General features: G+C 68.0%; 25 protein-coding genes. 17 read left to right on the top strand and 8 right to left on the bottom strand.

All coding sequences use genetic code 11. The annotated features are described in order from the left end of the window. The first annotated feature begins 268 nt into the window (after positions 1-268). The 4 genes from ABZ783_RS30390 to ABZ783_RS30375 all read left to right on the top strand — a co-directional run bounded on the left by ABZ783_RS30390 (position 269) and on the right by ABZ783_RS30375 (position 4,473). The gene (locus ABZ783_RS30390; protein ID WP_357444125.1) at positions 269-400 is read left to right on the top strand and encodes a hypothetical protein; all 132 of its coding nucleotides are present in this window, start codon (positions 269-271) and stop codon (positions 398-400) included. Between the two features lie 449 nt (positions 401-849). After that, on the top strand, positions 850-1,443 hold the full coding sequence (locus ABZ783_RS30385; protein ID WP_357444123.1) for a hypothetical protein: 594 nt from the start codon (positions 850-852) through the stop codon (positions 1,441-1,443). 365 nt (positions 1,444-1,808) lie between these two features. Beyond that, positions 1,809-2,195 (top strand): hypothetical protein, encoded by a 387-nt coding sequence (locus tag ABZ783_RS30380; protein ID WP_357444121.1) that lies wholly within the window; start codon positions 1,809-1,811, stop codon positions 2,193-2,195. Between the two features lie 1,522 nt (positions 2,196-3,717). Beyond that, positions 3,718-4,473, top strand: coding sequence for a hypothetical protein (locus ABZ783_RS30375; protein ID WP_357444119.1), 756 nt, complete (start codon positions 3,718-3,720; stop codon positions 4,471-4,473). 214 nt (positions 4,474-4,687) lie between these two features. Here ABZ783_RS30375 and ABZ783_RS30370 read toward each other — a convergent pair whose 3' ends face one another. The 4 genes from ABZ783_RS30370 to ABZ783_RS30355 all read right to left on the bottom strand — a co-directional run bounded on the left by ABZ783_RS30370 (position 4,688) and on the right by ABZ783_RS30355 (position 7,801). After that, complete coding sequence (locus tag ABZ783_RS30370; RefSeq protein WP_357444117.1) at positions 4,688-5,434, bottom strand: hypothetical protein; 747 nt, start codon at positions 5,432-5,434, stop codon at positions 4,688-4,690. Between the two features lie 59 nt (positions 5,435-5,493). Continuing rightward, complete coding sequence (locus ABZ783_RS30365) at positions 5,494-6,318, bottom strand: sigma-70 family RNA polymerase sigma factor (RefSeq protein WP_357444115.1); 825 nt, start codon at positions 6,316-6,318, stop codon at positions 5,494-5,496. A 435-nt stretch (positions 6,319-6,753) separates the two neighbouring features. Beyond that, complete coding sequence (locus ABZ783_RS30360; RefSeq protein ID WP_357444113.1) at positions 6,754-7,308, bottom strand: DUF4362 domain-containing protein; 555 nt, start codon at positions 7,306-7,308, stop codon at positions 6,754-6,756. Then, positions 7,289-7,801: a SigE family RNA polymerase sigma factor gene (locus ABZ783_RS30355; protein WP_357444111.1), complete on the bottom strand. Its 513-nt coding sequence runs from the start codon at positions 7,799-7,801 to the stop codon at positions 7,289-7,291. Before ABZ783_RS30355 ends, ABZ783_RS30360 begins: the two co-directional genes overlap by 20 nt. Positions 7,802-8,323: 522 nt before the next feature. On the opposite strand from ABZ783_RS30355, the gene ABZ783_RS30350 reads away from it, so the two are divergent. From ABZ783_RS30350 to ABZ783_RS30335, 4 genes are all read left to right on the top strand, one after another. Then, complete coding sequence (locus tag ABZ783_RS30350; protein WP_357444109.1) at positions 8,324-9,754, top strand: MFS transporter; 1,431 nt, start codon at positions 8,324-8,326, stop codon at positions 9,752-9,754. A 39-nt stretch (positions 9,755-9,793) separates the two neighbouring features. After that, a complete protein-coding gene (gene soxR / locus ABZ783_RS30345; RefSeq protein ID WP_357444107.1) occupies positions 9,794-10,282 on the top strand; it encodes a redox-sensitive transcriptional activator SoxR in 489 nt (162 codons plus the stop codon). 160 nt (positions 10,283-10,442) lie between these two features. Continuing rightward, positions 10,443-10,973 carry a GNAT family N-acetyltransferase gene (locus ABZ783_RS30340; protein WP_357444105.1) on the top strand — a complete coding sequence of 177 codons (531 nt, stop codon included), beginning with the start codon at positions 10,443-10,445 and terminating at the stop codon, positions 10,971-10,973. Positions 10,974-11,188: 215 nt separating this feature from the next. Beyond that, positions 11,189-11,716 carry a VOC family protein gene (locus ABZ783_RS30335; RefSeq protein ID WP_357444103.1) on the top strand — a complete coding sequence of 176 codons (528 nt, stop codon included), beginning with the start codon at positions 11,189-11,191 and terminating at the stop codon, positions 11,714-11,716. Positions 11,717-11,832: 116 nt separating this feature from the next. On the opposite strand, the gene ABZ783_RS30330 is transcribed toward ABZ783_RS30335, so the two are convergent. After that, positions 11,833-12,255 carry a hypothetical protein gene (locus tag ABZ783_RS30330; protein WP_357444101.1) on the bottom strand — a complete coding sequence of 141 codons (423 nt, stop codon included), beginning with the start codon at positions 12,253-12,255 and terminating at the stop codon, positions 11,833-11,835. Further along, the gene (locus tag ABZ783_RS30325) at positions 12,248-12,448 is read right to left on the bottom strand and encodes a hypothetical protein (RefSeq protein ID WP_357444099.1); all 201 of its coding nucleotides are present in this window, start codon (positions 12,446-12,448) and stop codon (positions 12,248-12,250) included. Before ABZ783_RS30325 ends, ABZ783_RS30330 begins: the two co-directional genes overlap by 8 nt. A 264-nt stretch (positions 12,449-12,712) precedes the next feature. On the opposite strand from ABZ783_RS30325, the gene ABZ783_RS30320 reads away from it, so the two are divergent. Then, on the top strand, positions 12,713-13,000 hold the full coding sequence (locus ABZ783_RS30320) for a hypothetical protein (RefSeq protein ID WP_357444097.1): 288 nt from the start codon (positions 12,713-12,715) through the stop codon (positions 12,998-13,000). A 620-nt stretch (positions 13,001-13,620) separates the two neighbouring features. Here the strand turns inward: ABZ783_RS30320 and ABZ783_RS30315 are convergent. Together ABZ783_RS30315 and ABZ783_RS30310 are read right to left on the bottom strand one after the other, a co-directional pair. Continuing rightward, on the bottom strand, positions 13,621-14,790 hold the full coding sequence (locus ABZ783_RS30315) for a winged helix DNA-binding domain-containing protein (protein ID WP_357444095.1): 1,170 nt from the start codon (positions 14,788-14,790) through the stop codon (positions 13,621-13,623). A gap of 127 nt (positions 14,791-14,917) precedes the next feature. Then, positions 14,918-16,063 (bottom strand): epoxide hydrolase family protein, encoded by a 1,146-nt coding sequence (locus ABZ783_RS30310; RefSeq protein WP_357444093.1) that lies wholly within the window; start codon positions 16,061-16,063, stop codon positions 14,918-14,920. A 63-nt stretch (positions 16,064-16,126) separates the two neighbouring features. Here ABZ783_RS30310 and ABZ783_RS30305 point away from each other — a divergent pair, with 63 nt between their 5' ends. The 8 genes from ABZ783_RS30305 (at position 16,127) to ABZ783_RS30270 (ending at position 26,049) form a co-directional block, all read left to right on the top strand. Next, positions 16,127-17,077: a YafY family protein gene (locus ABZ783_RS30305; RefSeq protein WP_357444091.1), complete on the top strand. Its 951-nt coding sequence runs from the start codon at positions 16,127-16,129 to the stop codon at positions 17,075-17,077. Positions 17,078-17,674: 597 nt separating this feature from the next. Beyond that, positions 17,675-17,971 (top strand): pilin, encoded by a 297-nt coding sequence (locus ABZ783_RS30300; protein WP_357444089.1) that lies wholly within the window; start codon positions 17,675-17,677, stop codon positions 17,969-17,971. Between the two features lie 10 nt (positions 17,972-17,981). Further along, positions 17,982-18,899: a conjugal transfer protein TrbL family protein gene (locus ABZ783_RS30295; protein WP_357444087.1), complete on the top strand. Its 918-nt coding sequence runs from the start codon at positions 17,982-17,984 to the stop codon at positions 18,897-18,899. Next, positions 18,896-19,786, top strand: a complete 891-nt coding sequence (locus tag ABZ783_RS30290; RefSeq protein ID WP_357444085.1) for a PrgI family mobile element protein — start codon at positions 18,896-18,898, stop codon at positions 19,784-19,786. Before ABZ783_RS30295 ends, ABZ783_RS30290 begins: the two co-directional genes overlap by 4 nt. A 44-nt stretch (positions 19,787-19,830) precedes the next feature. Next, positions 19,831-21,534 carry a DUF87 domain-containing protein gene (locus ABZ783_RS30285; protein ID WP_357444173.1) on the top strand — a complete coding sequence of 568 codons (1,704 nt, stop codon included), beginning with the start codon at positions 19,831-19,833 and terminating at the stop codon, positions 21,532-21,534. Continuing rightward, a complete protein-coding gene (locus ABZ783_RS30280; RefSeq protein WP_357444083.1) occupies positions 21,534-23,993 on the top strand; it encodes a DUF87 domain-containing protein in 2,460 nt (819 codons plus the stop codon). Before ABZ783_RS30285 ends, ABZ783_RS30280 begins: the two co-directional genes overlap by 1 nt. A 205-nt stretch (positions 23,994-24,198) precedes the next feature. Then, positions 24,199-25,050, top strand: a complete 852-nt coding sequence (locus ABZ783_RS30275; protein WP_357444081.1) for a replication-relaxation family protein — start codon at positions 24,199-24,201, stop codon at positions 25,048-25,050. 297 nt (positions 25,051-25,347) lie between these two features. Beyond that, positions 25,348-26,049 (top strand): hypothetical protein, encoded by a 702-nt coding sequence (locus ABZ783_RS30270; protein ID WP_357444080.1) that lies wholly within the window; start codon positions 25,348-25,350, stop codon positions 26,047-26,049. Positions 26,050-26,127: the final 78 nt, after the last annotated feature.

Raw genomic sequence — 26,127 nt, 5'->3', positions numbered from 1 at the left:
CAGCACCCTCCCATAGCCAAGACCGGGCCAACCAGCCGTGACCGTCAGTTTGGAAGGTGCCTTGCCCAGCTTGACCTCGACAGGTTGATCTACCGCATGAGCAGCCGTGTGACTGGTCGGGCACTGCGAGGCGGTAGGGCCTGAGACCTGCGGGAGCACCGCTGTTCGCCGGTGTTGACCGCTAGATCGGGCACGTGTCGGGCACGCCGGCAGTTCGTCTGACAATGTTGCGGCACCGGCTTATCCGGATGGGCGGCGTTGAGCCAGCATGACAGAGGACGTGCCGGCGGCCCTGCGCGGCACCCGGTACGCGGTGGGCGAGGGGACGGTGCGCCGTCTGGGGGCATGCCTGCTGAGGTGGTGGAACATGCAGGAGCGACAGGCGATGAGGTCGCTGTAGCCGTCCGGGCTCGCCTCGATGGTAGCGGTGGCTATCTCCCTGCCGGCGCCGTCGATCAGGCATGCGGTGTGCGTGTCGGTGCGGGTGTCCACGCCGATGACGGCGTCGACCGATTCTGCGAGCATGGGCATTCGGCCGTTGCTTCTTCCCAAAGGGCGGTGGCTGACGTTGGCACCGGCCTGGGTGGAGACACCTACGGCACTTCTGTGATGAGCCACGCCGCATGGCGGGCAAGCTTCTGATCAGGCCAGACGGTGAGCCAGGCCGGCCGGCGATCAAAGACGACAGGTCAAGCGCAAGGCACGTGGAGACGGCCAGATGCGTGAGGGGTCAGCCCTTAATCACCCGGCACCGATTTTGGCAGCAGTCCACCCTGGACCACCACCACGAGCCTCACAGATGGGTGACGGCATTGGCTGGCTCTGAGGAAGGGCCGCTACGGTTTCTGGGTGTCTATTGACCTTGAGGCGTCGGTGCCACGTCCGGTCCTGTTTACTGACGTGTTGACTGCCGCAAGGAGCACCCTGGCGGAGCTTCTCGGCGTGGACGCGACACCGGACCTGAGCGTGGTCGTTGACCGGCGTTACGAGCAGGGGCGTCGTGTCAGTGCCGGCCGGCGGCTTGGTGAGGCCCAACTGCTGTCCACCACCATCGGCGACCCCATCGAGCCGGAGTCCAACGGTTCGCCTGGCTCGATCCACTACGAGATCGATATTTCGGACTGCAATGACGGCGTATGGCTCATGGTCATCGACCATGCTCCAGTGGCCGGCGGCGAGGTCGCCGCGGTCTTTAGTCCGTACCGCACCTGTGTGAGTGTTGTCGTAGCGACGGCCATGGCGCTTGCCGTCGCCGAGCTCGGGGGCGGAGAGTTCATCGACGAACAGATCCAGATGCTGCGGCCTGGTCACACGGACCCGCGTCACGTCGTCACGGTGACTCGACTACCGCATGAACCGGGCGACTTCGCCCAGAGATGCGAGCGCTACCTACGCCAGTTCCCGCACCTCAGAGACTGGCCGCGCAACGTATCGATGCCCTAGCCCGGGCGTGCAAGATTGTCTAGCCGGATGCGTAACGGATCAACTGAGCACAATCCGTCACGCATCTAGTGAAGCCCGACACGCCGGCAGAGCTGTGTCCGGTCTCGGGACCTGCATGACACATCGAGCCCGGGCGTCGGTCTGGCGGCCCCTGACTCCCGGGGAATACGTGACTTCCGCGGTGAAATCGGTTGTTGCATGTCGTGGGGCCGCCGAACATGGGCGATGTGAGCCGAAGCCTGCAAACAGATCCGCGGTCCCGCCAGGCGCTCCGTCGCGCTCCGGGGCCAGACCGGGTACGGATCCACGTTCATGCACCGCGACCTGGTTTCGTGCATCCGGCAAGTGGACGTGACGTTCGTGAGGTGCTGGAGGCCATCGGGGCTTCCGCATGGTACGGGCTACGCGTCATCGAGTTGCGGCAGACCGAGGACTTCGACCCCGGACTGGTGGTCTACGGCAAGACCAGAGCACCAGGCGAGATCGTCCTCTACGAGCAACCGGCACACGAGGCGGCGCGGCTGCGAGACTTCATGCGATTTGACGTACTGCTGCACGAGCTTGGCCATCATCTGCTCCAACACCGCGCCCGGAAGGTGGGCAATATACAGCGACGATCGGACCATGAACGATTCGCCGAAACCTTCGCTGCCCAGTGGAAGCCCGTTGTCCAGGCTGCGCTCAACACCCCGCATCAACAGCGCGCTGACGCACCGCCCGCCCGCGCGAGCAACTTCGATCCCTCACCCTGACGCACTGATGATCGTCTGGCCGGATGTGTCACCCACATCCCGAGACGATCCCGCTTCAGAGCACTTGCCCCGATTATTTGGCGTTGTATTGATCAAAGGTGAGGGCATAGTCGATCAGCACGGCCAAGATGCCGTCTGAGCTGCCCGTTCATTGGTCGTCGGTGGTCAACGTTCATTGCTCTTGGTCCACCTCTGACGGCCTGGAGACGGCCTGATCTTGGGGCTCCCCTCGGCGACACGCCGACACGACCGCTTGACCACCCAGGCACCAACACAGGCTTGCCACCTGCCGCATCACCGGCTCCTGGCAGCCATGACGGTTCCACAGGGTGCATGAACGTCCATCGGGTCCGTTGTGGTCGTCATCCAGCTAGTCAGTCACTCAATTGAGGGCAAGGGGCTGGTCAGACGAGAGCCAGGCGAGCCCCAAGGAGGCGCGCTGTAAACGTTTCGTTGACTGCAACCCCTACCCTTGGCTTCCAATGATTGGAGTGTGATGTGGCCAGTTCGTCATCCTCTAAGGACCAAAGCGACCTACTTCAGATCGCCTTCCAATCTCACGCGAGCGCACGGGCAGAAATATCACACAGGGTAGGCCTACGGGACGCTGTCCTGTTCCTCTTCCTTGCTGGCAGCGCCAGCCTATTCGGCGTTTCCCTCAACGATCCCTACCGCCCCGTACTCTATGCGATCCCGCTATTAGGAATGGGCGCGAGTCAGCTATACAGCCAGCACACAATCTTTATTGGCGCATTGGCGCGCTATCTAGGAATAGAACTGTCTGGTTGGCTGTACCGTAACTATCCGGGGCGGGATCTACCCATCCAGTGGAACAACTCTGAATCCTATCTGCATATTCGGAGCGGCGGATTCGCTCGTCCGCTCCTCTTGTCCGGGCTGATACTAATCGTTTTGCCGCAGGCAGCGGCTCTCGTGGTCGTCGCTTTCAGCGGCCCGATCAACCTGCTTGACATTTTCGGCCAAATTGTGGGCACCCTCGCAATTGGGCTGTCCACCACAGCGCTGATATCTGCCCACAGAACGCGGGTTGGGTACGCTGAAGAGTTGCGGACGAACGGAACGAAATATCATCGGCCGCCTCGGTAGGCAGACTCGTTCACCCACAGGCAGCGCAGACTTGATCGCTGGCCACAAGCGCTTTGCCCGCTCAGCTCTGCCATCGAGCAAGCTCCATGCGTTGGGGCTCATGGCCACTCATCCTCACGCGGGCAGTTTGGAAGGTGCCTTGCGTCGACTGGCGTCGGCAGGTTGGCCTACCGCCTGAGCAGCCGTGAGATCGGTCGCTCAGTGAGAGCGCGCCCTGGCGGCGGCGCGTGCGGCCCGCTTGCCGGGAAGCCTGAAGACGTACAGAAAGTTCTCACCACTTTGCCGGCAGCCGGCTGTCCTGCGCCGGTTGATGGTTGACACGGCGGCCTCACTTGATGGTTTACATGATCGCTGATCCGACACGATCCACGACCTGCCCGGTGCAACCAGTTGTTGGTGCGGCAGGATTGCCGCCATGGTGTCCTCCCCGCAGTGGCTGAGCCGTTACCTTGCCGGACAACGGGAACAGGTGTGGCACGAGCTGCGCCAACTGGGCAGCACGATCCGGCAGCATTCCGAGTTGGCCGAGGAGGCGCAGCAGGTCTGCGACGAGATGGCTCGCCGGGCCCAGCAAAACGTCGCGGTCATCATTGAGCGGCTTTCGGCTGACGGCTACCGCTTCCACTTCAATGACGACGAACAGACTCCCATGACGCCCCACGTCGCCCCGACGGCGACAGCTGCGGAGCAGGCGGATTGGCTCCAGGAACGTTTCGGTGCGGTACCCATGACCCTGCGGTCCTGGGTGCGGCTCGTCGGGGACGTTTGGTTGGTCGGAACGCATCCGCAGTGGTCCAGCTCCGCTTCGGCCGATCCACTCGTGATCGAGCTGGAGGGTTCGCTCCACCCCGGGACGGCGTCGATTCGCGACTACTTCGACGAAGAATGGAACGGCTGGCGCGAATGGCAGGCGGAAGACGCCGACGCCGGCGTGTTCGTGCTCCCACTCGCACCGGACCGGTTCCACAAGGAGAACGTCAGCGGGGGCTCACCGTACGGGATGGTCCTACCTGACGGCTGCGTCGACGGGCTCTTCGTGGGCGGGACAACGATGCCGTTCGTCTCTTACCTGAACTGGGTGTTCGATCACGGGGGCTTCCCGTGGCCGACCGAGTCACGAAGCCAGTGGCGCGTGAAGCGGGACCTTGCCAAGGACCTGCTGCCTCTCTGATACCCCCAAATAGGGCGCATATACAGGCACTAAACCAACCCCCTCTAACAGGGCGAGCGGCACGTCCTGGGCCGGCATGAGGGCCGGCAGTTCCACCCTGGATCGGGCGGTCTCGGTCGTGATCGTGTAAGGCATCAGGTGACGCCGTTTCGTCAACCATCATGCGAGACCAGGCATTGCCGGCAGCCGGCCGGTCGATCTGCGAGATGGCTGTTCAGGCTGCGTAAACGGCGGTGGCGTCGTCGCTGCGCTTGTTGCGTGCCCACTTCATGCAGGACGGGTCGGCGGCCTCGATGGCGCGTACCCGGCTGATCAGCTCGGTGGGGCCGTTCTGCTCCAGGACGTCGAGCACGTCGGGCCAGTCGAGCAGGCCGAACAGGGCCACCAGGCGGGCGGCTCCGTCGGTGAGCACGGCGACCCGTCGGACACTGTCGAGGGGGACTTCTCCGGTGACGGCGTGCTGAGCAGCGAACGGGTCCGCGGCTGCCACCCAGTAGCCTCCGGGCTGGTTACGGGCGGCCAACTCGGCGTGCTTCATCCGCAGCAGAGCGGCCTGCTTCTCGGCCGAACCGAACGGGTGCCGATCGGCTTCCTCCCGTTCGGCGCGGGCAGTCTTGTCCGCCCGGTCATCGGTGATGACCTGGATGCCATCGGCGGTGTCGATGAGCACCGTGACGTCACCGAGCACCAGGTACTCCAGCGCGGTGTCCTTGAGCCTCAGCATGGCCGCTGCCGCAGAGGGTGTGCCGGGGTGGCTGAGGTCGCAGGTGTCCCGGTGCTGGTCGGCGGTAAACCTGATGCCGTACATGAGCGCGTTGGCCAGCTCGGAGTCGCGGTCGGCGGCCAGCCCGGCGAGTGCTGAGCCGAGCTTGGCCGCGTACCAGGCGATGTCGTGGACACATCCGGTGCCGGTGCGGGCGGTGGCACCATCAAGAACCACGATCAGGTTCTCGCTGGCCATGGCCCAATCCTCGTTGGACGACTTCGGGTTGCCAGCCTCGGAGGCGGTCGAGACGCGCATCAGGCCACGCCCTCGCTGCGGTAGATCGGCGTCAGTGCGTCGACCTTCTTGATCGTGCGCTTGGCCGGGTCGTAGGTGCAGGACACCAGCAGGGAGAACCGGCGGTTCTTCACCTCGCGGTACAGCTCGTCCAGGTGGTCTTCGAGGAACTGGGCGACGCCGACGGTTCCCATGGCGTGGATGCCGGCGAGGTACAGGAACGTGCCTCGGCCATCGGGGCGGGGCAGCCGGCCGATGTATCCGTAGTCGACCGGCTCGCCCTTGTCTGACGGCGAGTGGAACTCCTCGCCGGTCTGGTGGTTGACCAGGTACAGGCCGCCGTCGACCTTGCCGAAGCCCAGCTTCGAGTCAGAGGCGAGCACCTGCCCGACGAACGGCAGAATGCGAGGGCTGCCGACGACGACCAGGTTGGTGCGGTTCAGGTCGACCATGCCCGGTGGTGGCACCACCTCGTACTCGGTCTTCAACCCGAGGCCCCGAGCGAGGTTGGAGACCTTCTCGTACGCGGCAAGCATCTCGGCGGAGACGACCGCGTACGGGTCCTTCTTGTCCGCCTCGAACTTGCCACCGACCGCCACGGTGAGCGGTCCGGTGCCGAGCATCGCCCGTTCCGGCCGGGGTCCAGACGACAGGAGCTGACCGACTCGGGCACGGGTCATCCCGACGACCTGAGCAATCTGAGCATGGGTCATCCCCTGCGACACCATCTCGTCCAACGCCTCCTGGCGCAGCCGAGACAGCTCGTTGACCGCCGCCTGATGCTCGTCGATCAGGTCACTGGCCTTGCGTGCCCGTTCTCCCGGGTCCTGGATCTCCGCCGGCAAGAGCAAGCGATAGGAATGAATGTGGCCCAGGTCGGAAACGTCGTCTGACCTGGGCCACCATCGCTGAGCGGGCGACGGGAATCGAACCCGCACCGTCAGTTTGGAAGTCGGTGGTTCGCTGCCCCGCGATGTCCGAATCGCCTGCTGAGCCGGTTGGCGTTGGTGACCGCTGGTGCCCCTCCTTGGTGACCGTTCGGCGAACTAGTTACTGGCCCGTGGCTGGCCCACGCGTTCGGTCGCTGCCCGCTCTGGTCGCAAGCGGCAACCGGGCCACGGCGACCAGTCCGGCGGCGAGGACTGTCAGCATCGCACCGGTCGCGAGCCACCAGCGGCCGGGAGTTGCCACGGCGCAGGCGCTGCCGTGACCAAGCGTCGCTGGCGGCGCGGGTGTCCGTCTTGAGCGGCAACCAGTTATGGCGCGCCTCGTCCGGCAGGTCAGACGGCTTTCGGCGAAGAGCACTGCGCGAAGCCGATGTGCCTGTGGTCGACGACGGGTCCGGTGCACGTCTGCCGGGTGATACCCCGGCTACCGAACCTGTCCTGTCGGTTATCGATGGTGACCTGCACGGCACCGTCGGCATCGGCGACGTAGACGGTGCGGATCGGGTCACCTTCGATCGTCGGCCGGGTCTCGGCGAGGCGGGCGGGCCGGCGTGCCTCCACCGCGTCGAGGAAGCAGGTAATCGCCGCATCCGGCAGACCTTCGGACTGGCCTACCTCGTGGCTGCCGCAGTCCACCGCGGCCGCCGACGTCACGGCCGCGCTCGCACCCACGGGTGGCGGGGATGGGTTCGTCCCGCGGTCGGCCGTGGCCGAAACGGCAGCGAACACCCCAACGGCGGTGAGGACGGTGGCCGCCGCCACGCCGCCGGCCACACGCTTCCGGCGCAAGGTCTCTCCGCGGGCGCGAACCTGCGCTGGTGGCGCCAGCTTCAGGGCGGCGGTGTCGTGCTTGAGGGCCGCAATGGCCTCACGGATGTGTGCTGACATCGGATTCCTTCCGTTCGTCGTCGGTGCCGAGCAGCGGAGCGAGCGCCGCCCGCGCGCGGGCAAGGTAGACCTTGACGGTGCCGGCGGGCATGCGGGTGGTCTCGGCAATCTCGGCGATCGGAAGGTCGCAGAGGTAGTGCAGGACCACGACCCGCCGTTGCGCCTCCGGCAGCCGGCGTAGCGCCACCAACACCGCGATCCGGTCCGGCGTCGGTTCGGCAGCCGTCACGGGCGGGCCGAGCCTGGCCCGCGCGGCCAGCCAGCGCCGGACGCTGCGCCATCGGTTGGCCGCCACCCGCCACGCCACGGTCCGTACCCACGCCTCCGGGTCCTCGTAGCCCGACAGCCACGACCACCGTATCCAGGCGCGCGCGTACGCCTCCTGCACGGCGTCCTGAGCCTCGCTAAGGTCGCCGCAGACGGCATACACCTGGTGCACGACGCGCGCCGAGGTCGCTGTGTAAAAGGCGTCAAAGTCGTCGGTCGTACCCATCCGCACCGTCCCTCTCCATGGCTGTCACCGATATACACACCGCTGAGGGCGCCCTGGTTACAGCCATCGGCGGTACGGTGGCGCTGCCTGTCCGGTTGATCGAAGCAATCCCGGCCTGACGCTGTGCCGCGAGCTGCCGCCCTGCGCCAGGCCTGCGCCCGCGCCGGGGTGGAGTGCCGTTCCTGTCGGCAACCGTCCATCTGGGCCTGCCCGTACCCGTAGGTCCAGCTCGCTGGGACACGATAGGCAGCGGCAGCCCTGACTCCTCCTCCCGGCGGTGCCCACCAGTCCCGCACACCACGTCCCGGAAGGATCCGGCCGGCCAACACCTTGCGGTTCTGCATGAGGCCGCCTTGACGACCTCGTACCGGCATACTTAACCAGCGTATTTGACCTCAACCGAGGTTGAGCTGGTGGGCTGTTCGCCATCTGCCCTACGACCAAGGAAGGCGAGCAGCCATGGCGAACAGCACGGCCACGGAGCCCCCTCCGCATCCGACCCCAGCGGATCGACCGTCTCCGATGACGCTTCCGGTGGTCATGGTCGGCGTCGTCCTGGTGGCGATGTCCATCTCGGGGACCGCGGTGGCACTCCGGAGCATCGGTCGTGATCTCAATACCTCCGGGTCCCCGTTGAACTGGGTCGTCGCCGGTTACAACTTGGCCTTCGCAGCCATGACACTCATCGCGGGTTCGGCCGCTGACCGGATCGGCCGCCGACGGGTGTTCGTCGTCTCGGCGCTGGTCTTCGCGGCCGGATTCCTCGGGGCGGTGCTGAGCCCGGCGATCGTCGTCACCGACATCGCCCGCATCGTCTCCGGCGTTGGCGCCGCCGGGATCATGGCGGCCGGCGGTGCCATCCTCGCCTCCAACTACGACGCCGTGGCCCGCAATCGCGCCTTCGCCCTGATGGGCACCATGGCGGGGGTCGGGATCGCCATCGGTCCGAGCCTGTCGGGCCTGCTGATCGGCGCAGCCGGATGGCGGGGGAGCTTCGCGGTCTTCGCCGTCGTCGGCCTGCTGGTCGCTTCGGGCGGGACTCGTGTCCGTGAGTCCCGCGCGACTGGTGTCGACCAGATCGACTGGGCAGGTAGCGTCCTGTTCGTCGCGGCATTGGCACTGCTGATGTTCGCGCTCCTGGAGGCGCCCGCGCTCGGCTGGTTGCACCCGGTCGTTCTGTTCACCGGTATTGCCGGCCTGGTCGTGCTCGTCATCTTCGGCATCGTTCAGCGGCGCAGTGCCACTCCGGTGCTGGAGCCTGCCCTGGTCACCAATCGCGGTTTCCTGGGCTGGAGTCTGGCGACCCTGACAACCTCCATCGGGTTCCTCGGCGTCCTCGTCTTCTTGCCCACCTACTTGCAGGCGGCGGCCGGGCTTTCTCCTCTGGCCGCGGGGGTGGCGATGCTGCTGCTGACCGCCCCTGTACTGATCATGCCCATGGTCGCCGTGGCCCTGGTGAACAAAGCTGTTCCGGCCCGTCTGCTGATCGTGGTCGCTCTGGTGCTGGTCGCTGCCGGGAGTCTGTGGCTAGTGACGTTGAACGCCGACGACGCGGTGGCGGCCGTCGCGGCACCACTGGTGATGATCGGCGTCGGTATGGGAGTGTCCTTCGGCATCACCGACGGCCAGGCCATGGCCTTGGTCCATGCCGATGCCGTCGGCATGGCGGCTGGCTTCCTCAACACGCTGCGGGGAGCGGCCGAGGCTCTGGTGATCGCCGCCTACAGTGCCTCCCTCGTCGGCCTTCTCGCGGCCAGGCTCGGCGACACCACCCGCGCCGCCGCAGTCGGCGCCGGACGCCTCACCGACGGAGCCGAAAGCGTGGAACTGGACGCCTTCACCTGGTCCTGGCAGATGACCCAGCTCGGTGTCGGCCTGCTCTGCCTGGTCCTATCGATCATCGTGGCCGTCCTCATTCACAGCCGCAGCGCGACGTCCCGCCGCACCACCTGACCGCCATCGCACGGAACGAACCAAGCAAGGAGTAATGCCGTGCATGCCAGTCCAGATGATCATTTCACGATCGGTGAGGTCATCCGCCGGACTGGCGTGCCCGCCTCCGCCCTGCACTTCTACGAACGCAAGGGCCTGATCTTTAGCGAACGCACCAGCGGCAATCAGCGGGTCTTCTCCCGGCACATGCTCCGCCGGATCTCCTTGATCATCGTGGCCAAACGCCTCCATATCCCGCTGTCGGACGTCGCCGAGGTCTTCGCCGGCCTCCCCGCTGATCGCGCTCCCACCCACAAGGACTGGCAGCGAGTCTCCCGGCGTTGGAAGAAACAACTGGAGGAGCGTCGCCGCGTCATCGAAAGCCTCGAACACGAACTCACCGGCTGCATCGGCTGCGGCTGCCTGTCGATGAAGGCATGCCTGCTCCTCAACCCCGACGACACCCTCCAGGGGCGCGGTCCCGGGCCGGTGCGGCTCCAGCAGCCCAGCACCCCCCTCTACCGGCGACCTCGCGGCCCGTCCAGATGACGAGGGACTCTACGGCTTGCTGCGACAAAGCCGCTGACTGGACGAATACTGGGTCGGCAGCGCCAGGGCGGCTTGGTGGTGCCGCAAGGCGCTCGAACCGAGCGGAAAGCGCTGGTGCGCGACCTCTGGTACCACAGCTGGATCAAGTTTGGGGGCGCTTGTGGCTGAGCCCGAGGTGGCACTGCGACCGGTCAACGACTCCGACCTCGACGCGCTGTTCGAACAGATGCGGGATCCCGAGTCGGTCCGAATGGCAGCCTTCACCGCCAAAGATCCCGATGATCGCACCGCTTTCGATGCCCACATGGCGAAGGTCAGGACATCACCCGACGTCACAAACCGCGTTATCACGCTCGATGGACGGCTCGTCGGCAGTATCGCCAGCTTCGTAATCGACGGCGACACCGAAGTTACCTACTGGATCGACAGATCGTTCTGGGGACAGCGCATCGCTTCCCGAGCGCTGGCCCTCCTCCTGGAATCGGTTCACGTCCGGCCCTTGTTCGCCCGCGTCGCGAGTGACAACGTGGGATCGCTGAAGGTGCTGCAGAGAGCAGGATTCGCGATCACAGGCACGGAGACGTCCTTCGCCAACGGGCGAAACACTGAGATCGAGGAAACGATCCTGCGCCTCGATGAGCCCGCAACTGCGCCGTTCGATGCGCCGAGCGGGAAGAAGCAGACGCACTGATCTCGGCAGTTCAGGACGCCCGAGCGTCGCGAAGCGCCGACCACCCGCAGTGAGGGCCACGCGCGGCTGACGCCCACGGACGGCGGCAGATCCGGGACGCCCGAGCGTCGCGAAGCGCCGACCACCCGCAGTGAGGGCCACGCGCGGCTGACGCTCACGGACGGCGGCAGATCCGGGACGACCGTGGGCGCGACCTCGCGAAGTAAGGTCGTGAGATGGTGCCCGTGACTCGGCTGGACCACGCCGTCATTGCTGTCTCGGATTGGCGGGTCTCCACCGACTTCTATCGTGATGTCGTCGGTGCTGAGGTGATCAGCGTTGGCGGCGACCGCGTTGCGTTCCGAGTCGGTCCCAACCAGTTGAACGTTCATGGGCCGGGTGTCGACCTTGCGGACAACGTTGCCCGTCTCCCCGTCCGCCCGGGGAACAGTGACATCTGCTTCGTCTGGGAGGGGCCGATCGAGGAGGCGGTGACACACCTGCGACAACACAATGTCGAGGTGGAAACAGGACCTGTTCCGCGATTCGGTGCCGGCGGAACAGGGACGAGCGTCTACTTTCGCGATCCAGATGGAAGCCTGCTCGAGTTCATCTCCTACGAGGCGCCCCCGCGGCGGGCCAGCCCCGACCTGGCCGACCCCGACAGGCCAGCAGGCGGCCGTCCAGGCGTTGCCGATGCCCCACGCTCGTCACGGACCACATCTTCGCGCAGAAGCCGCAGGCCCGAACCCGGCTCAGCATGATCAGACATCCGCTCATCGACAGTTTCAGGATGCCCGCTCGACTCAGAGGCCAACTACCCGTGGCGACCGCTCTTGATCGGTCACCACGCACGGACGACGGCCAAAATCGTGCGCCGTTATCGACGATGTGCGGCGAGGTGCTCATGAAGTCGACTCACCGCTCCCCACAGGTAGTAGGCGGGCAGTCCGCGCTGTAGCCCGCACCGATAGATCCCGACTCCCGCGCCTGGCAGCACATGACCCGAATGCCCAGCCTGGACGGCCTGGGCCTTGCGGAACAACTCCCCGACGGTGAAGGCACTGCCGTTGTCTGCGGCAACTCGAACCCCGGCCTTGGTACCGCCGCCGGGTCCGAACGGCAACAAGTAAATCTGGGCCGCACTCAGCTCTGCCGGAGCGTCGGTGACCCGACCGGCATCGCCCGAGGACCACGTCATCACCAGGTCCCGCACCGCGGCGTAGGGCAGGTCAGGCCGGTGCACCGCCAGTTCGTCGGCTGCCAAGGGCGCCGTTCGCAGATGGACCGCCTCCTCAATCACCGTCCACAGTGGTGACGTAGTAGCTGATGCGCTGGCGCTTGATCGCCGCGAGGTCTGCCAGTCCCCATGCCTTGATCTGTGGCCACCAGGCGTCATACATGACGACATCGCTGTCGCGAAGAAGCACTCGGTTCGGTCTGTCGTCGTGCGGGAACCGGAACACGGCCCCCGGCTCGATGTCGGCCGCCTCCACGAGCGCAGCGTAGCCGCTTTGGGTCTGACTCCGTGTCGCCTGCCGGCTCGCGATGCACCGTTCTCGGCAGTTCAGGATGCCCGCTCGACTCAGCAGCCATCTACCGACCGTGACCGCTCTTGACCGGTCAGCACGCACGGACTGCGGCAGTTGCGGACGCGTGGCTCGGTGGCTGGGATTCGACCCGAGGGCCGCAGACCGTTGCCGACGCGAGCGGTGGTTGGAGATCCTGTTGGCTTGCGGGCACGTTTGGGAGGGGATCCGATGGCGATCGGGAGTGAGCAGCGCCGTCAGGAACGCAAACCTCGTATTAAGGCACTGTTCGCTTCCCGGGAGGTCGAGGCCGCGCTCGATTTGCTGCACCTCACGGACATGGCGTGGCACGACTGCTACGGCCCGCGCGAACTTGAGATACCCCCGCAGGTCCTCGACGACGTGCTGCTGCTGGCGCATGGCAATCTTGCGATGCTCATTCGCATCGCTCGGGAGGCCGTCCTGGACTTTCGCGACGTCCGGGAAGCCGCCGATCGCGAGCGTGCGAAAAGCCAGTAACAGTCTCTGAGTCGAATTCCGCTCGGCCTGGGTGTGCGCAGATTTGGAACCGAGGCATCCTGTCGTCGGCATGTCCGGACGTTTCTCCGGACGCAAGTGGTCACGATCCGTAACGCCCAGATCGCGGCTGATGTGCGGATGGGACAGCCGTTGTCTCTGGCTGGTAGACATACCGCCGTGGCTGAGAATCTGCCAACGCCGACTTCGCCTTGCCCTGCGTGTGGTGGCACGCGTGTGGCTACGGGCGTACGTACCGACATAGACCAGCAGAGGATCCGGTTGTGGCGGCCATCGCGGCGAGGATGGGGCACTCGAGACGTGACGTCAGTCCGCGCTTTGGCCTGTGTCAGTTGTGGCCTCGTAACGCTCCACGCGGCAGACCTTCCCCGCCTCCAAGCCGAGGCGGCTAAGCATCCTGAGCTGTTCAGGTGGGAGGATTAGCCGGGCCAGCACATTCTGCTTGTTGATCCATGCCCGCATCCGCTCATCGGCTATGTGGGTATGCCGGCCGAGTCAGCATCTCGTGACGCCGCATAGCGCGCGGACCGCGGCATGCGCGGGCGTTGTCGGCGCTCGCGGACCGATCGCTATGTGTCCGGAATCGGTTGGCGCTGGCGTGGTTACGCGTGGCCGCCTACGGTCACCGTGCCGATGGTCAACTGTGGTCTGCCTTCCAGGATCTCCCCGATTCGGTCTACCTGGTCGTCGAGATCCCGGCGCTCGGTGACGGTGAGCGTGGTAAGCGGTTCGACCGTGATGTGGAGCTTGCGTCCGGAGCGGCGGAGGTGCCAGATCCCGGCAACGGTGCCGTCGATGAGCAGTACCGGAAAGTTGCCGGCCTGGCCGCCGGAGAGTGCGCGTTGCGCGGCAGGTCCGGGGAAGAGTTGCTCGCGCGGGTGGCAGCCGACGGTGTAGGCGTCGAAGTATGGCAGTAGCCGTACTCCGTGCGGTGGCACGGGTGCCGGCGCGGTGTCGCCGGCCAGGACCCAGGCGACCGCGCCGGCGACATCGACCTGTTGCAGTTCGTCGGCGAGGGAGTCGAACAACTGGGTCGCCCAGCGGCGGGGCGCGGACAGCCACTGCGCGAACTGCTGCGGTGTTGCCGGCCCGTACGCGTGCAGGTAGCGCCGGACCAGGCCGGCGAGGGCGTCGGGTGCCGGTGCGGGCCGGAGTCCTGGAAGCCACCGTTGCGGGCTGGTGTAGGTGACCTTCCGTCCACGGTTCGGGCCGAAACAGAGTGCCCCGCGGTGTGCGGCAAGGTGTATCGCCTGTCGCCAGCGCGGCCACATGCCGCCGAACCCGGGCACGACCGGGTCGGCGGCCCAGGAGCCGGTGCGGGCGACCACCGCTGCGGTGAGCTCGTCCATGGTCAGTTCCGCATCGGCCAGTGCTTGCGCGATCGCCGAGACGACCTCGTCGCTCTGGTCTCTGGTCAGCCGCGCGTCGGCGGGCAGGCTGTTCGAGGACGGTGGCAACGCGCCGAGCGCGCCGGTCCACAGCGGCAGCTCATGCGTCGGCAGCAGGTGCACGGTGCCGCGCGGCCCGAACGTCTTGACCAGGCTACGTTCCTTCCAGAGCGCGTCTCGAACGTCGTTGCGGGTGATGCCGGCGACGCGCAACCCGATGGACACCTCAGCGGCGGAGAGCACTTGAGCGTGCGCGCCGCACATGGCGGCGACGGCATCGGCTGGCCGGCCGTGTACCGGAGCGGACAGTCCGTGCCGGTCGAGCCGCCGGCCCCATACATCGGGCCAGGACAGCCGCGGCAGCATCGTCGAAAGGTTGGTCATCGAGCACGTCTCCCGGCGTCGTGGTTCGGGTGGGCGTTCCCAGGCTTCGGATGAGCCTGGAACGTGCCGTCTCGTCGCCCGGATCGGGCGGTCCGGGCGCCGAGACGGCCGGCCTGGCTGGGTGCGGTCAGCGGAGCTTACGGAAGAACTCGCGCACGTCGCCGACGAGTAGGTCGGGTGCTTCCAGGGCGGCGAAGTGCCCGCCGCGGCTGAACTCGGTCCAATGCACCACGTTGTGGTCGCGTTCGGCGAGGGGCCGGATGGTGATGTCGTTGGGGAACACCGCCACCCCGGTCGGTACTGAGGAGCGTGGCTGGGCCTGGCCCCAGGTGCGGGCGTCTTCGTAGTAGATGCGGGCGGCGGATCCGGCGGTGCCGGTCAGCCAGTACACCGAGACGTCGGTGAGGATCAGGTCGCGGTCGACAGCGTCCTCGGGCAGGGCGGCGTTCGGGTCGGTCCATTCCTTGAACTTCTCGACGATCCACGCGAGCTGGCCGACGGGTGAATCGGTGAGGGCGTAGGAGATTGTGTGCGGCCGGGTCGACTGGACGATGGCGTACCCACTCATGTCCCGGCCCCAGGTCGTCATCAGCGCGAGGCGGGCCTGGTCGGCTTCGGTGAGGCCGACCAGCTCGGCCGGATCGCCGGAGGGGAAGGTGCCCAGGTTGTTGACGTGCACGCCGATCACATGATCGGGGACGATGCGACCGAGTTCGGGGGAGACGATCGCTCCGGTGTCGCCACCCTGCGCCCCATAGCGGTCGTAGCCGAGGCGGTTCATCAGCTCGGCCCAGGCGTGGGCTACCCGGTTGGTGTTCCAGCCCGGGGCGGCGAGTGGGCTGGAGAAGCCGAAGCCGGGCAGGGACGGGGCCACGACGTGGAAGGCGTCGGCGGGGTCGCCGCCGTGCCGGGCGGGATCGGTCAGGGGGCCGATGGCCTTCATGAACTCCACGACCGAGCCGGGCCAGCCGTGGGTGAGGATGAGCGGCAGCGCGTCCGGCTCGGGCGAACGCACGTGCAGGAAATGCACCGTCTGCCCGTCGACGACGGTGGTGAACTGGGGAAATTCGTTCAGCCGTGCCTCGTGGGCGCGCCAGTCGTACGTGGTCTGCCAGTAGTCGGCCAGGTCTTTCAGGTAGTCCAGCGGCACCCCGGCCGCCCAGCCGGCGCCGGGCACCTCGCCCGGCCAACGGGTGTGGGCGAGCCGCTGACGCAGGTCGTCCAGGTGGCCCTGCGGGATGTTGATCCGGAACGGGGTGTTCTCTTCGCTCATGGCAGTCACACTATGAGGCAGCTAGGACAGCTTTCGCCCTAGGCGGATGGCAAACTTCTGGGCATGTTGGAAACCTCCGCCCGACTGCTGCGGCTTCTCGGACTGCTGCAGACCCCGCGTGAGTGGACCGGCGCAGAGCTTGGGCAGCGTCTTGAGGTCGACGTGCGGACCGTGCGGCGTGACATCCAGAAACTGCGCGACCTCGGCTACCCGGTACACGCCACCCCCGGCGCGGCCGGCTACCGGCTCGGCGCCGGAACGAAACTCCCACCGCTGCTGCTCGACGACGAGGAGGCCGTCGCCGTCGCCATCGGGCTACGTACCGCCGCCAGCGGCACGGTCACCGGCATCGAGGAAACCTCGCTACGCGCACTGGCCAAGCTCGAACAGGTACTGCCCTCGCGCATACGGCATCGGGTCAACCTGCTGCACTCGGCCACCGTCACGGTCCCCGCCACCGGCCCCACCGTGGACCCGGACGTGCTGACCGTCCTCGCCGCCGCCTGCCGCGACCACGAGCGGGTTCGCTTCGACTACCACAGCCACGACGGCACCGACTCGGTACGCGACACCGAACCTCACCGGCTGGTCCACACCGGCCGGCGCTGGTACCTGGTCGGCTGGGACACCGACCGGCGCGACTGGCGCACCTACCGGGTCGACCGAATTCATCCCCGCATCCCGACCGGCCCTCGCTTCACCCCCCGGCCGGCACCCGACGTCAACCTTGCCGGCTACCTCACCCACGGTATCTCCACCGCCCCCTACCGCTATCAGGCCCGAATCACCCTCCACGCCCCGGCCGAGACCGCCGCCGAACGGATCGCGCCCACCGTCGGTGTCATCGAAGCAGTCGACCCGCACACCTGCCTCCTGCACACGGGATCCAACTCCCTCGACGAACTCGCCATCTACGTCGCATCGTTCGGCTTCCGCTTCCAGATCCACGAACCACCCGAACTCATCGCACACATCCGAGACCTCACCACCCGACTCACCGACGCCGTCCGCTGACCGCCAACAAAGCCCCTGGCAACGGCAAGGCCCAGCGGCCTCGACCGACTGCCGGCAACTTGCTTCGGTAGATCCGGAAGCTGAGCGGTTAGCCGCGGTCAGGCGTCCGCCAGGCAGGGTCTGCCCATCGCGCGCTGACCATCACCTCCGGCGGACGTGAAGAGCCGATCGTCGCGGGAGGGTCGACCTGCTGCTGGGTCGCACTCCGATCCGTGCCTGGTTCTGTACGTGTGCCGTCCGCCGTTGCCCTCGTGATCTCGGCGCGAGGCCGTCTCGGGCGAAGGCCCGGCCGGGGCGGCCTCTTTGCAGTTCCGATCTGCGTCCGTGAGTCGCTGTGAGGTCCTGTCAGGTCGTGACAGGTGGGCGGCGAGTTCGATCGACCTGACAGCCGAGACCTGGGCGGTGCATGTCATCCATGGCATGCCCGCCCGGTGGGGACCGCCCATCCGGCGAGGCTCACGGTCCGGCACGGCTGGCGCGGCGTACTGACACCGCAACCCTTCACCCGATGCAAGGGAGGAGCGCCCCCACCGGACCACACAGTCCTTCGCCCGGTCCCCGCCGCGGCGGCCCACCAATCCCTAGTGGAGGGCCGCAATGCATATGATCTCTGTCCTCAACGACCTCCTGGCCGCCCCCGCCCCTGACGGCGACGGAGGCCCCCACTCCATTGCTCAGGTCATCGCCAACATCACCGGCTGGGTCATGGGCATCATCGCGGTGGTCGCGACGATGTTCCTGGTCATCGGCGGCCTGCGGTACATGGCCGCTGGAGGTGACCCGGCGCAGGTCGAGCAGGCGAAGGGCAACGTCAAGTCCGCGCTGATCGGCTACGCCCTCGCGGTGCTGGCCCCGGTTGTCCTGCAGGTGCTGCAGGGCATCCTCGGCGGCTGAGGCGGCTGTCGTGGTCGACTGGCTGATGAACGGCCTGGTCAGCTGGCTCGCCGAGAAGGTCACCGACCTTCTCGGCAGCCTGCTGGCCTTCCTGGCCTCCTCCATTTTCGTATCGCCGGACGTCACCGTCCTGCCGCAGGTGACGTCGATCGCCGGCAAGAGCGCGCTGGTCGTCAACGCCTGCTTCATCCTCGCGATCATCACCGTGGGTATCGCTGCGATGGTCGGCGACTCGGTCGAGATGCGCTACGGCATCAAGGAGCTGATCCCCCGGCTTGTCGTCGGGTTCGTGCTGTCCGCGTTCGCGGTCCCGCTGACCCGTCTGCTCATCGACATCGCCAACGCCCTGACGGTGTCGATGGCCGGTACGTCCGCGCCGACCACCGAAGCGGTCACCTTCGTCCGGGCTCGGATCGCCTCGGCGATGACCGACCAGAGCGCCGGGCTCCTGATGGCCATCATCGGACTGCTCATCGTCGTGCTGATGTTCATGCTCGTCGGCACCTGGCTCGTGCGGATCGGGGTGCTGGTCGTCCTGGCCGGCGTCGCGCCGGTGGCCCTCGCGTGCTACGCCACCCCGTGGACGCAGGGTGCCGCGCAGTTGTGGTGGCGCACCCTGCTGGGTTGCCTGGCCACGCCCACGCTGCAGGCGGTCGCGTTCTCGGCGGGCATCAACCTGCTGATCGACCCGGAGTCGAACCTGCCGATCCTGCTCGGCCTGCCCGGCTCGGACACCCTCAACCTGCTGCTCGTGATCGTCGTCCTCTGGGTCACGATCAAAATCCCCGGAATGGTGCGCCGGTACGCCAGCCGCGCGGGGTCGCCGAACGCTGGTGGGGTTCTGCTGCGCGCGGTGGTCATCCAGGGCGTCACCCGCCACCTACCGCTCGGCCGGATCGGGCGTACCGCCGTGCGAGGTGGGCGATGACCCACGAGGACACTCCCCCACGCGCTGTCGTTCCGGCCAACGTCAACGAGGCCGACCGCATCGCGTTCGGGCTGACGTTCCGGCAGCTGGGCATCATCGGCGGTGCCGGCCTGGCCGGGTTCGGTCTTTACCGCACGTTCGGGCACCTGCTGTCGGCGGTGGCGTGGATCGTCGCTGGGGTCGTCGTGTTCGCCGTCGCGGTCGTGGTGGCGCTCGGCCGCCGTGACGGCCTACCGCTGGATGTGTGGCTGCGGCACGGGTTCACACTCGCCGGTAGCCCGCGCACGCTCGCGCCGGGTGCGGCTCGCGCCAGCACAGTCGCGGCCGTCGTGGGCAAGCCGAGCGTGCCGGCGCAGCTGCGCTCTCCGGTCACGGCGGTCACACCGGCCGGAGTCCTCACCAGTGAGGGCAGCGACAAGGTCCTGATCGGCTGCGGCACCACGAACATTCACCTGCGCACCGGTAGCGAGCAGGGCGCGTTGCTGGACGGGTTCGGGCGGTTCCTCAACAGCTTGACCGGGCCGGCGCAGATCGTCGTGGCCGCGCAGCGGCACGACCTGACCGTCTACGCGCAGACGACCGTCGATTACGCGCCGCGCCTGCCGCATCCGGCGTTGCAGGCTGCTGCCGACGACTACGCCGAGTTCCTGCTCGACCTCGACAGCGAGCGGGATCCGTTGCGCCGTCAGGTCCTCGCCGTCGTCACCGGCGAGCACGCCGCCGACACGGCCGTCCGAGCCCTGTCCGGCCTCGGTGTCGAAGCCGCCGCTCTCGACGGGCCGGCAGTCGCCTCGGCGCTCGCGGGCGCGGTCGATCCGTTCTCCCCACCTGTGCCTGGCCCTCGTGCGGTGCCCGGCACCCCGATCACCCTACGGAGCACGTCGTGAACCTGTTGACGCCCAAGAAACAGAGCGTCGCGGCCGGGGACGGCATGCCCTCCCCGGCCGCGTTGTCGGTCACCCCATCACACGTGCAGGTCGGCGACGGGTACGCCGCCACCTACGCGGTGTGCGGATACCCGGCCGAGGTTGGCCCCGCCTGGTTGGATCCGCTGCTGTCCTTCCCCGGACGGGTCGACGTGGCGGTGCACCTGGACCCCGTTGCGTCGCAGCTGGCCGCGCCGATGCTCAAGCGCCAGCGCGCCCGCCTCGAGTCCTCGCGCCGCTTGGACTCCGACCAGGGGCGGTTGGGTGACCCGATGGTCGAGGCGGCGGCGGCTGACGCCGCCGACCTCGCCGAACGTGTCGCCCGTGGGGCGGCGAAGCTGTTCGAGGTCGGCATCTATGTCACCATCCACGCCCGTACCCTCGACGAACTTGCCACCGTCACCGCGGGCGTGAAGTCGGCCGCCGCCAGTGTGTTGCTGGACTTGCAGCCGGCGACGTTCCGCCAGCAGCAGGGTTGGATCTCCACGTTGCCGGTCGGTGTGGATCCGCTGCGGATGCGCCGCATCCTCGACACCACCGCCCTGGCGGCGGCGTTCCCCCTCGCCTCGGCGGATCTCGCCGCCCCGGCACCGGGCACCGTCGGCCCGCCTGAGGGAGTGCTGTATGGGGTCAACACGACCAGCAACGGGGTGCTGATCTGGAACCGGTGGGCGCAGGACAACCACAACTCGGTTGTCCTGGCCCGCTCCGGCGCGGGCAAGAGCTACTTCGTCAAGCTGGAAGTGCTGCGGAACCTGTACCAGGGCACGACGGTCAGCGTGATCGATCCGGAGGACGAGTACGCGCCCCTCGCCGAGCACGTCGGCGGGACCGTCGTGCAACTCGGCCAGCCGGGCGTTCGCATCAACCCCCTCGACCTGCCCGCCGACAACCGGTCCGACACCCTCACCCGGCGCGGCCTGTACCTGCACACACTCATCTCGGTCATGCTCGGGGCGACCCCACCGCCGGCCGAACGAGCCGCCCTCGATCGGGCCATCACCGCCACCTACCACCGGGCCGGGATCAACGGCGACCCGGCCACCTGGACCAAACCCGCCCCGCTGCTGCGGGACCTCGCCGAAGTGCTCGCCGCGGACGGCGGCCCAGCCGCCGGGCAGTTGGCCGCGCGGCTCGCCCCCTGGACGGTCGGGAACTTCGCCAGCCTGTTCGACGGGCCGACCACCACCACCCCGCGCGGGCACCTGGTCGTGTGGTCGCTGCGGCACCTGCCCGACGAGCTGCGCACCGTGGGCACGCTGCTGGCCCTGGATTCGATCTGGTCGGGCATCGACAGCCCTGCCACGGGCGCCCGCCGTCGGCGGCAGCTCGTCGTGGTCGATGAAGCGTGGCTGCTGATGCGCGACGGCGAAGGCAGCCGGTTCCTGTACCGGATGGCCAAGGCCGCCCGGAAACGGTCCGCCGGGCTGTGCGTGATCACCCAGGACGCCGCCGACGTGCTGTCGACCGACCTCGGCCTCGCCGTGGTGTCCAACGCCGCAACCCAGGTGCTGATGCGCCAGAGCACGCAGTCCATCGACGCGGTGTCCGAGGCATTCAGCCTGACCGCCGGCCAGGCGCGGCTGCTGCTGTCGGCGCCGCGCGGCGAGGGCCTCCTCGTCGCCGGCCGTAGCCGGATTCCGTTCCGCGCCCTCGGGTCGGCCGCCGAACACAAGATCGCCGTGACCGGCATCGGGGAGGCGCAGTGATGACCACCTCGACCTGGCCTCAAGAGGTCTGGCCCTGGATCATCGCCCGGCCGTGGCTCGGCGTCATCGCCGCCGCCACGATCGTCGGCACGGTGTTCGCCCATGATCAGCTGCTCGCCTGGCGGCACCGACGGTTCGCGGCCGGCGCGCGATGGCTGACCATCGCCACCCCTCCAGAGGTCACCGAGGGGGCCGCCGCCGCGTTCTGGACCACCCTCGTCGGCGTGCTGACACCGTCGCTGTGGCAACAGCGCGTGTTCGGCTACCCGCACGTCGGGTGGGAGTACACGTGGACCGGCCGAGCCCTGACCATCCGGGTCTGGGTACCCGGAACCGTGCCGCCCGGCGCGGTCGAAGCCGCCGTCCGCGCGGCCTGGCCCGCCGCGACGATGACGACCACCGACGCCGGCGCGCCGATCCTGGTTGAGGTCGGTGAGGAGGTGGGCGGGGCGCACTGGCCACAGCACACCGACGGGCTGCCGCTGCGCAGCGAGCACGACAGCGACCCGCTGCGGGCGCTGCTCGCCGCCGGCGCCGAGGTCCGGAACCGCGAACACGCGTGCGTGCAGATCCTCGCCCGCCCGGCACCCGCCCGCCGCGTGCGAGCCGCCAGACGGGCAGCAGCGGCCACCAGTAACCATCCCCACGGGCGGCCCGATGTGGCCGCCCGCGTCGTTTCCGGCGCGGCGCGGCTGGCCATCGAGCCCCTGCTGTGGCTTTTGGATGTGTTCACGCCCGGCTCGTCGCGGCCGCGCACCGCGGCGACAGTGGGGCGTGCGGTCGAGCGGGACCCGGTGGCGACCGCGGATGCCCGCACGATCGTGGACAAGGCCGTGCGGGTGCCGCACTTCGAGATCGCGGTCCGGTTCGCCGTGGCCGCCGACGCGGACAAGACACCACCGGACACGCTACGGGCCAGGCAGATCCGCGGACGGCTCGTCGAGCTTCGGCACACCATCGCCTCGGCCGCCGCGGCCTACACCGGCCCGAACCGGCTACGGCGCATGAAGATGCCACAGCCGGTCGCCACCCTCGCCGGGCGCAGGCTGCGGCGCGGCTTCCTGGCCACCGTGCCGGAACTCGCGGCCCTCGCCGCGCTGCCGCAAGACCTCGCCGTGCCGGGCCTCGATCGGGCCCGCGCGAAGGCGGTGCCGGCGCCGGTGCAGGTGCCCTCCGGCGGGCGAGGCGTGAAGGTGCTGGGCCGGTCGCAGATCGGCCACCACAGCGTCGGCCTGAACGTCACCGACGCCCGCCAGCACGTGCACGTGGTCGGCAAGACCGGCGTCGGCAAGAGCACGCTGCTGCTGAACATGATCCTCGGCGACATCAAAGCCGGACGCGGGACGGTGGTCATCGACCCGCGCGGTGACCTGATCACCGACATCCTCGACCGGCTCCCAGTGTCGTACGCCCGCAAGGTCGTGATCATCGACCCGGACCAGGAGAACCCGGGCTGTTTCAACCCCCTCGACGATCAGGGTGATCCGCATCTGGCGGTGGACAACCTGGTGGGGATTTTCGCGAAGATCTTCCAAGGTCAGTGGGGACCGCGGATGGACGACACCATGCGGGTGGCCTGCCTGACGCTGATGCGGCACGCCAAGCCGACCCTGAGCCTGGTCCCGTCGCTGTTGCAGGACCGGACGTTCCGGGCCCGGTTCACGCACGGCCTGGACGACCCGGACGGGCTCGGTGGGTTCTGGGTCTGGTACGACGGCATCAACGAGCAGTTCCGCGGGCAGGTCATTGCCCCAGTGCTGGCGCGGTTGCGCGCTTTCCTCTTGCGTGACTTCGTCAAGAGCGTGATCGGTAACGCGCACAGCTCGTTCGACATGGGCAAGGTGCTCGACGGCGGGGTGCTGCTGTGCCGGCTGCCGAAGGGAATCCTCGGCGAGGAGACCAGTCGCATCCTCGGCTCGATGATCGTCGCCCGGGTGTGGCAGGCCGCCATCGCCCGGGCCGCCATCCCCGAGGACCAGCGGAAAGACGCCTGCCTTTACGTGGATGAGTGCCAGAACTTCCTGACGCTGCCCGGCAGTGTCGGGGACATGCTGGCCGAGGCGCGTGGGTTCCGGCTCGGGCTCGTGCTGGCGCACCAGGACTTGGCGCAGCTGCCCAAGGATGTCGCCGCGGCGGTGTCGGCCAACGCGCGGTCGAAGCTGTTCTTCACCGTCGACCCGTCTGATGCCAGGGAGTTGTCCCGGCACACCAAACCCGAGCTGGACGAGCACGACCTTGCCCACCTCGACGTCTACACCGCTGCCGCCCGGTTGCTGGTCGGCAACCGGGAGCTGCCCGGGTTCACGTTCGTGACCAATCCGCCGGCGCCGGTGGTGGGTGAGGCGACGGCGATCCGGCAGGAGTGCGCCGCCGCTCACAGCTGCACCGGCGGCGAGCCGCCGTTGCAGCAGCTCGCCCGTACGGCGATGAAGCGGCGCATGAACTCCCGCGATCGCTGACCCGTTCGCTCGTTCGGGGGCTCGGCTGGGTGCGACATGGGGGGCTCGTTTGGGGGTGTCCACGAAACGAGACCCCACACGAGTCACCTCCACCCAGCCTGTCAGGTGCCTGACCTGCCCAAACCCGCCCGATAACAGAATCGGAAGCAAGATCAACTCAGCCAGACTCCCTACGGGATTTCTCTCTCCAGGGGTGAACACACCTATGCCGCAATCGCGCTCTGCTGGCCTGCTGGCCATCTACCCGCACATCACCAGCCGTGACCGCCTGCTGCTTCAGCTGCTCGACGACCACCAGGTCCTCACCACCGACCAGATCCACCGCATGCTGTTCCACGCCCGCCGCACCTGTCAGATCCGGCTCGGTGAGCTGGCCGCCCTGGGCCTGCTGGACCGGTTCCGGTTCGCCCGCGACGGCGGCGGCAGCCAACCGTGGCACTGGACCCTCGGCCACAACGGACACCGCTTCCAAGCCGCCGCCCACCAGCGGCCCGAACCCACCCTCCGGACGAGCCACCAAACCATGCAGCGGCTGTCAGCCAACCCGCACCTGACACACCTGCTCACCGCCAACGAATTCTTCGTCCGGCTCACCGCACACGCCCGCCAGCACTCCGAAACGCGGCTGGACCGGTGGTGGTCCGAGGCGACCACCACCAAGCAGTTCCGGACCATCACCGCCGACGGCCACGGCCTGTGGAGCATCGGCGACACCATCGCAGGGTTCTGGTTGGAGGCCGACACCGGCACCGAGCCCCTGGGCCGGGTGGTCGCCAAGCTCGACCGGTACGCCCCACTCCCCCGCCGTGGCGGGCCCCGCTACCCGGTGCTGTTCTGGCTACCCAACGCCGAACGCGAAGAACACCTGCATCGACTGCTCCGTAGCGCAGCGGCGGACGTGCCAGCAGCCACCGCGACCCAGCAGACCGAGCCGGCCGAGTCGGTCTGGCTGCCCAGCGGCGGCATCCAGCGGGTCCGGCTGGTCGACCTGCCCAGCGACCACGGGCGGGCCGTGGCGGACAACCCGAACTTCATCGACGGCGTCTTCACGATCTGACAAACCCTGACCGGCACCGCCCCCGATCCTGACACCGCAGCTCACGGGCATGATCACCGTTCCTGACAGGGCCGGGGCTGTCAGGTCACGAAGCTACGGTGCTGGGCAGTTTCTCTTCTGCTCGCACCGCCGCCCGTCTGTCCTCTCTCGGATCTGCCCGCGCCAGCGGGACCACCCGCCCACCGTCCGGTCGGCTCGTGACTCCCCGCCCCGCGCCCTCTCTCCGGCAGCTTCCCGGCCCAGACGCCGCGCCCGGTGACACCACCCCTCGTCCGCTTCCTCGTGAAGGGATCTTCCATGCCCGCCAACCATCCGATGACCGTCCGCGTCGTCACCGTCTGCTTCGCCCCCGGCGAGGACGCCGACTGGTTCGCCGCCAGCGAGAAGGTCAACGACCTGCTCCACGCCGACGGCATCCCGGCCCGCCGCTACCACGTACGCCACCGTCGCCTGCTCGGCTGGTTCACCCGCTGGTTCGGCTACTTCCTGCTCGAGGCAGCCCGCCGCTTCGGCGCGATCACCGTGGCCGCCGGCGGCCGCAAGAGTCGCCTCGACCTCACCGGCACCGCAGCCCGCGCCGCCACCAGAGCAAGCCTGCGGTGGCGGGCGTGGAACGCCCACATCGCCCACACCACCCGTCCCGCCCGCCCCTGGGAAGACTTCCTCGCCCAACACCACGCCGACCCACGCAAAGTCCCCCTGACCGAGGCGCGTCGCCGCTTCGAGCAGCAACCCCGGGTGCTCGCCATGCTCGGCTACGCCGACGGCCACACCTTCGACCCCTACGAACTGTCCCTCTACCAGGCCGGCGAAGTCACCTACGTCGGTCTCTACTGGCGCATCGCCCTCATCGGCGACGCGCTGATCACCACCGACGGGCAACTCCTCATGCCCGCCACCACCTCGGTGGCCGACCGGTTCCGGTTCCTCAACGCCGCGTGCGCCTACCTGCGCAGCCTGCGCCGCAACGCGCGAGTATGCGCGGTCGCCATCGCCTGACACCCCAACCCAAGGCCGGTCGCAGCCCCGCTGCGACCGGCCTTCGCCATACCCACACCCCAACCCAGCAAAGGAGGG

It is taken from the genome of Micromonospora sp. NPDC047738 (genome assembly GCF_040642675.1).
Lineage (GTDB): Bacteria > Actinomycetota > Actinomycetes > Mycobacteriales > Micromonosporaceae > Micromonospora.
Note: the sequence above shows the minus strand (reverse complement) of the source record. Positions and strands in the feature narration are given on the sequence as shown.

Coding starts and splice junctions, on each gene's coding strand:
- ABZ783_RS30360 (WP_357444113.1), bottom strand. CDS start 7,308: ATGTCAGCACACATCCGTGAGGCCATTGCGGCCCTCAAGCACGACACC.
- ABZ783_RS30350 (WP_357444109.1), top strand. CDS start 8,324: ATGACGCTTCCGGTGGTCATGGTCGGCGTCGTCCTGGTGGCGATGTCC.
- ABZ783_RS30310 (WP_357444093.1), bottom strand. CDS start 16,063: ATGAGCGAAGAGAACACCCCGTTCCGGATCAACATCCCGCAGGGCCAC.
- ABZ783_RS30370 (WP_357444117.1), bottom strand. CDS start 5,434: ATGGCCAGCGAGAACCTGATCGTGGTTCTTGATGGTGCCACCGCCCGC.
- ABZ783_RS30300 (WP_357444089.1), top strand. CDS start 17,675: ATGCATATGATCTCTGTCCTCAACGACCTCCTGGCCGCCCCCGCCCCT.
- ABZ783_RS30390 (WP_357444125.1), top strand. CDS start 269: ATGACAGAGGACGTGCCGGCGGCCCTGCGCGGCACCCGGTACGCGGTG.
- ABZ783_RS30275 (WP_357444081.1), top strand. CDS start 24,199: ATGCCGCAATCGCGCTCTGCTGGCCTGCTGGCCATCTACCCGCACATC.
- ABZ783_RS30355 (WP_357444111.1), bottom strand. CDS start 7,801: ATGGGTACGACCGACGACTTTGACGCCTTTTACACAGCGACCTCGGCG.
- ABZ783_RS30305 (WP_357444091.1), top strand. CDS start 16,127: ATGTTGGAAACCTCCGCCCGACTGCTGCGGCTTCTCGGACTGCTGCAG.
- ABZ783_RS30285 (WP_357444173.1), top strand. CDS start 19,831: ATGCCCTCCCCGGCCGCGTTGTCGGTCACCCCATCACACGTGCAGGTC.
- ABZ783_RS30335 (WP_357444103.1), top strand. CDS start 11,189: ATGGTGCCCGTGACTCGGCTGGACCACGCCGTCATTGCTGTCTCGGAT.
- ABZ783_RS30290 (WP_357444085.1), top strand. CDS start 18,896: ATGACCCACGAGGACACTCCCCCACGCGCTGTCGTTCCGGCCAACGTC.
- ABZ783_RS30320 (WP_357444097.1), top strand. CDS start 12,713: ATGGCGATCGGGAGTGAGCAGCGCCGTCAGGAACGCAAACCTCGTATT.
- ABZ783_RS30280 (WP_357444083.1), top strand. CDS start 21,534: ATGACCACCTCGACCTGGCCTCAAGAGGTCTGGCCCTGGATCATCGCC.
- ABZ783_RS30375 (WP_357444119.1), top strand. CDS start 3,718: ATGGTGTCCTCCCCGCAGTGGCTGAGCCGTTACCTTGCCGGACAACGG.
- ABZ783_RS30315 (WP_357444095.1), bottom strand. CDS start 14,790: ATGACCAACCTTTCGACGATGCTGCCGCGGCTGTCCTGGCCCGATGTA.
- ABZ783_RS30270 (WP_357444080.1), top strand. CDS start 25,348: ATGCCCGCCAACCATCCGATGACCGTCCGCGTCGTCACCGTCTGCTTC.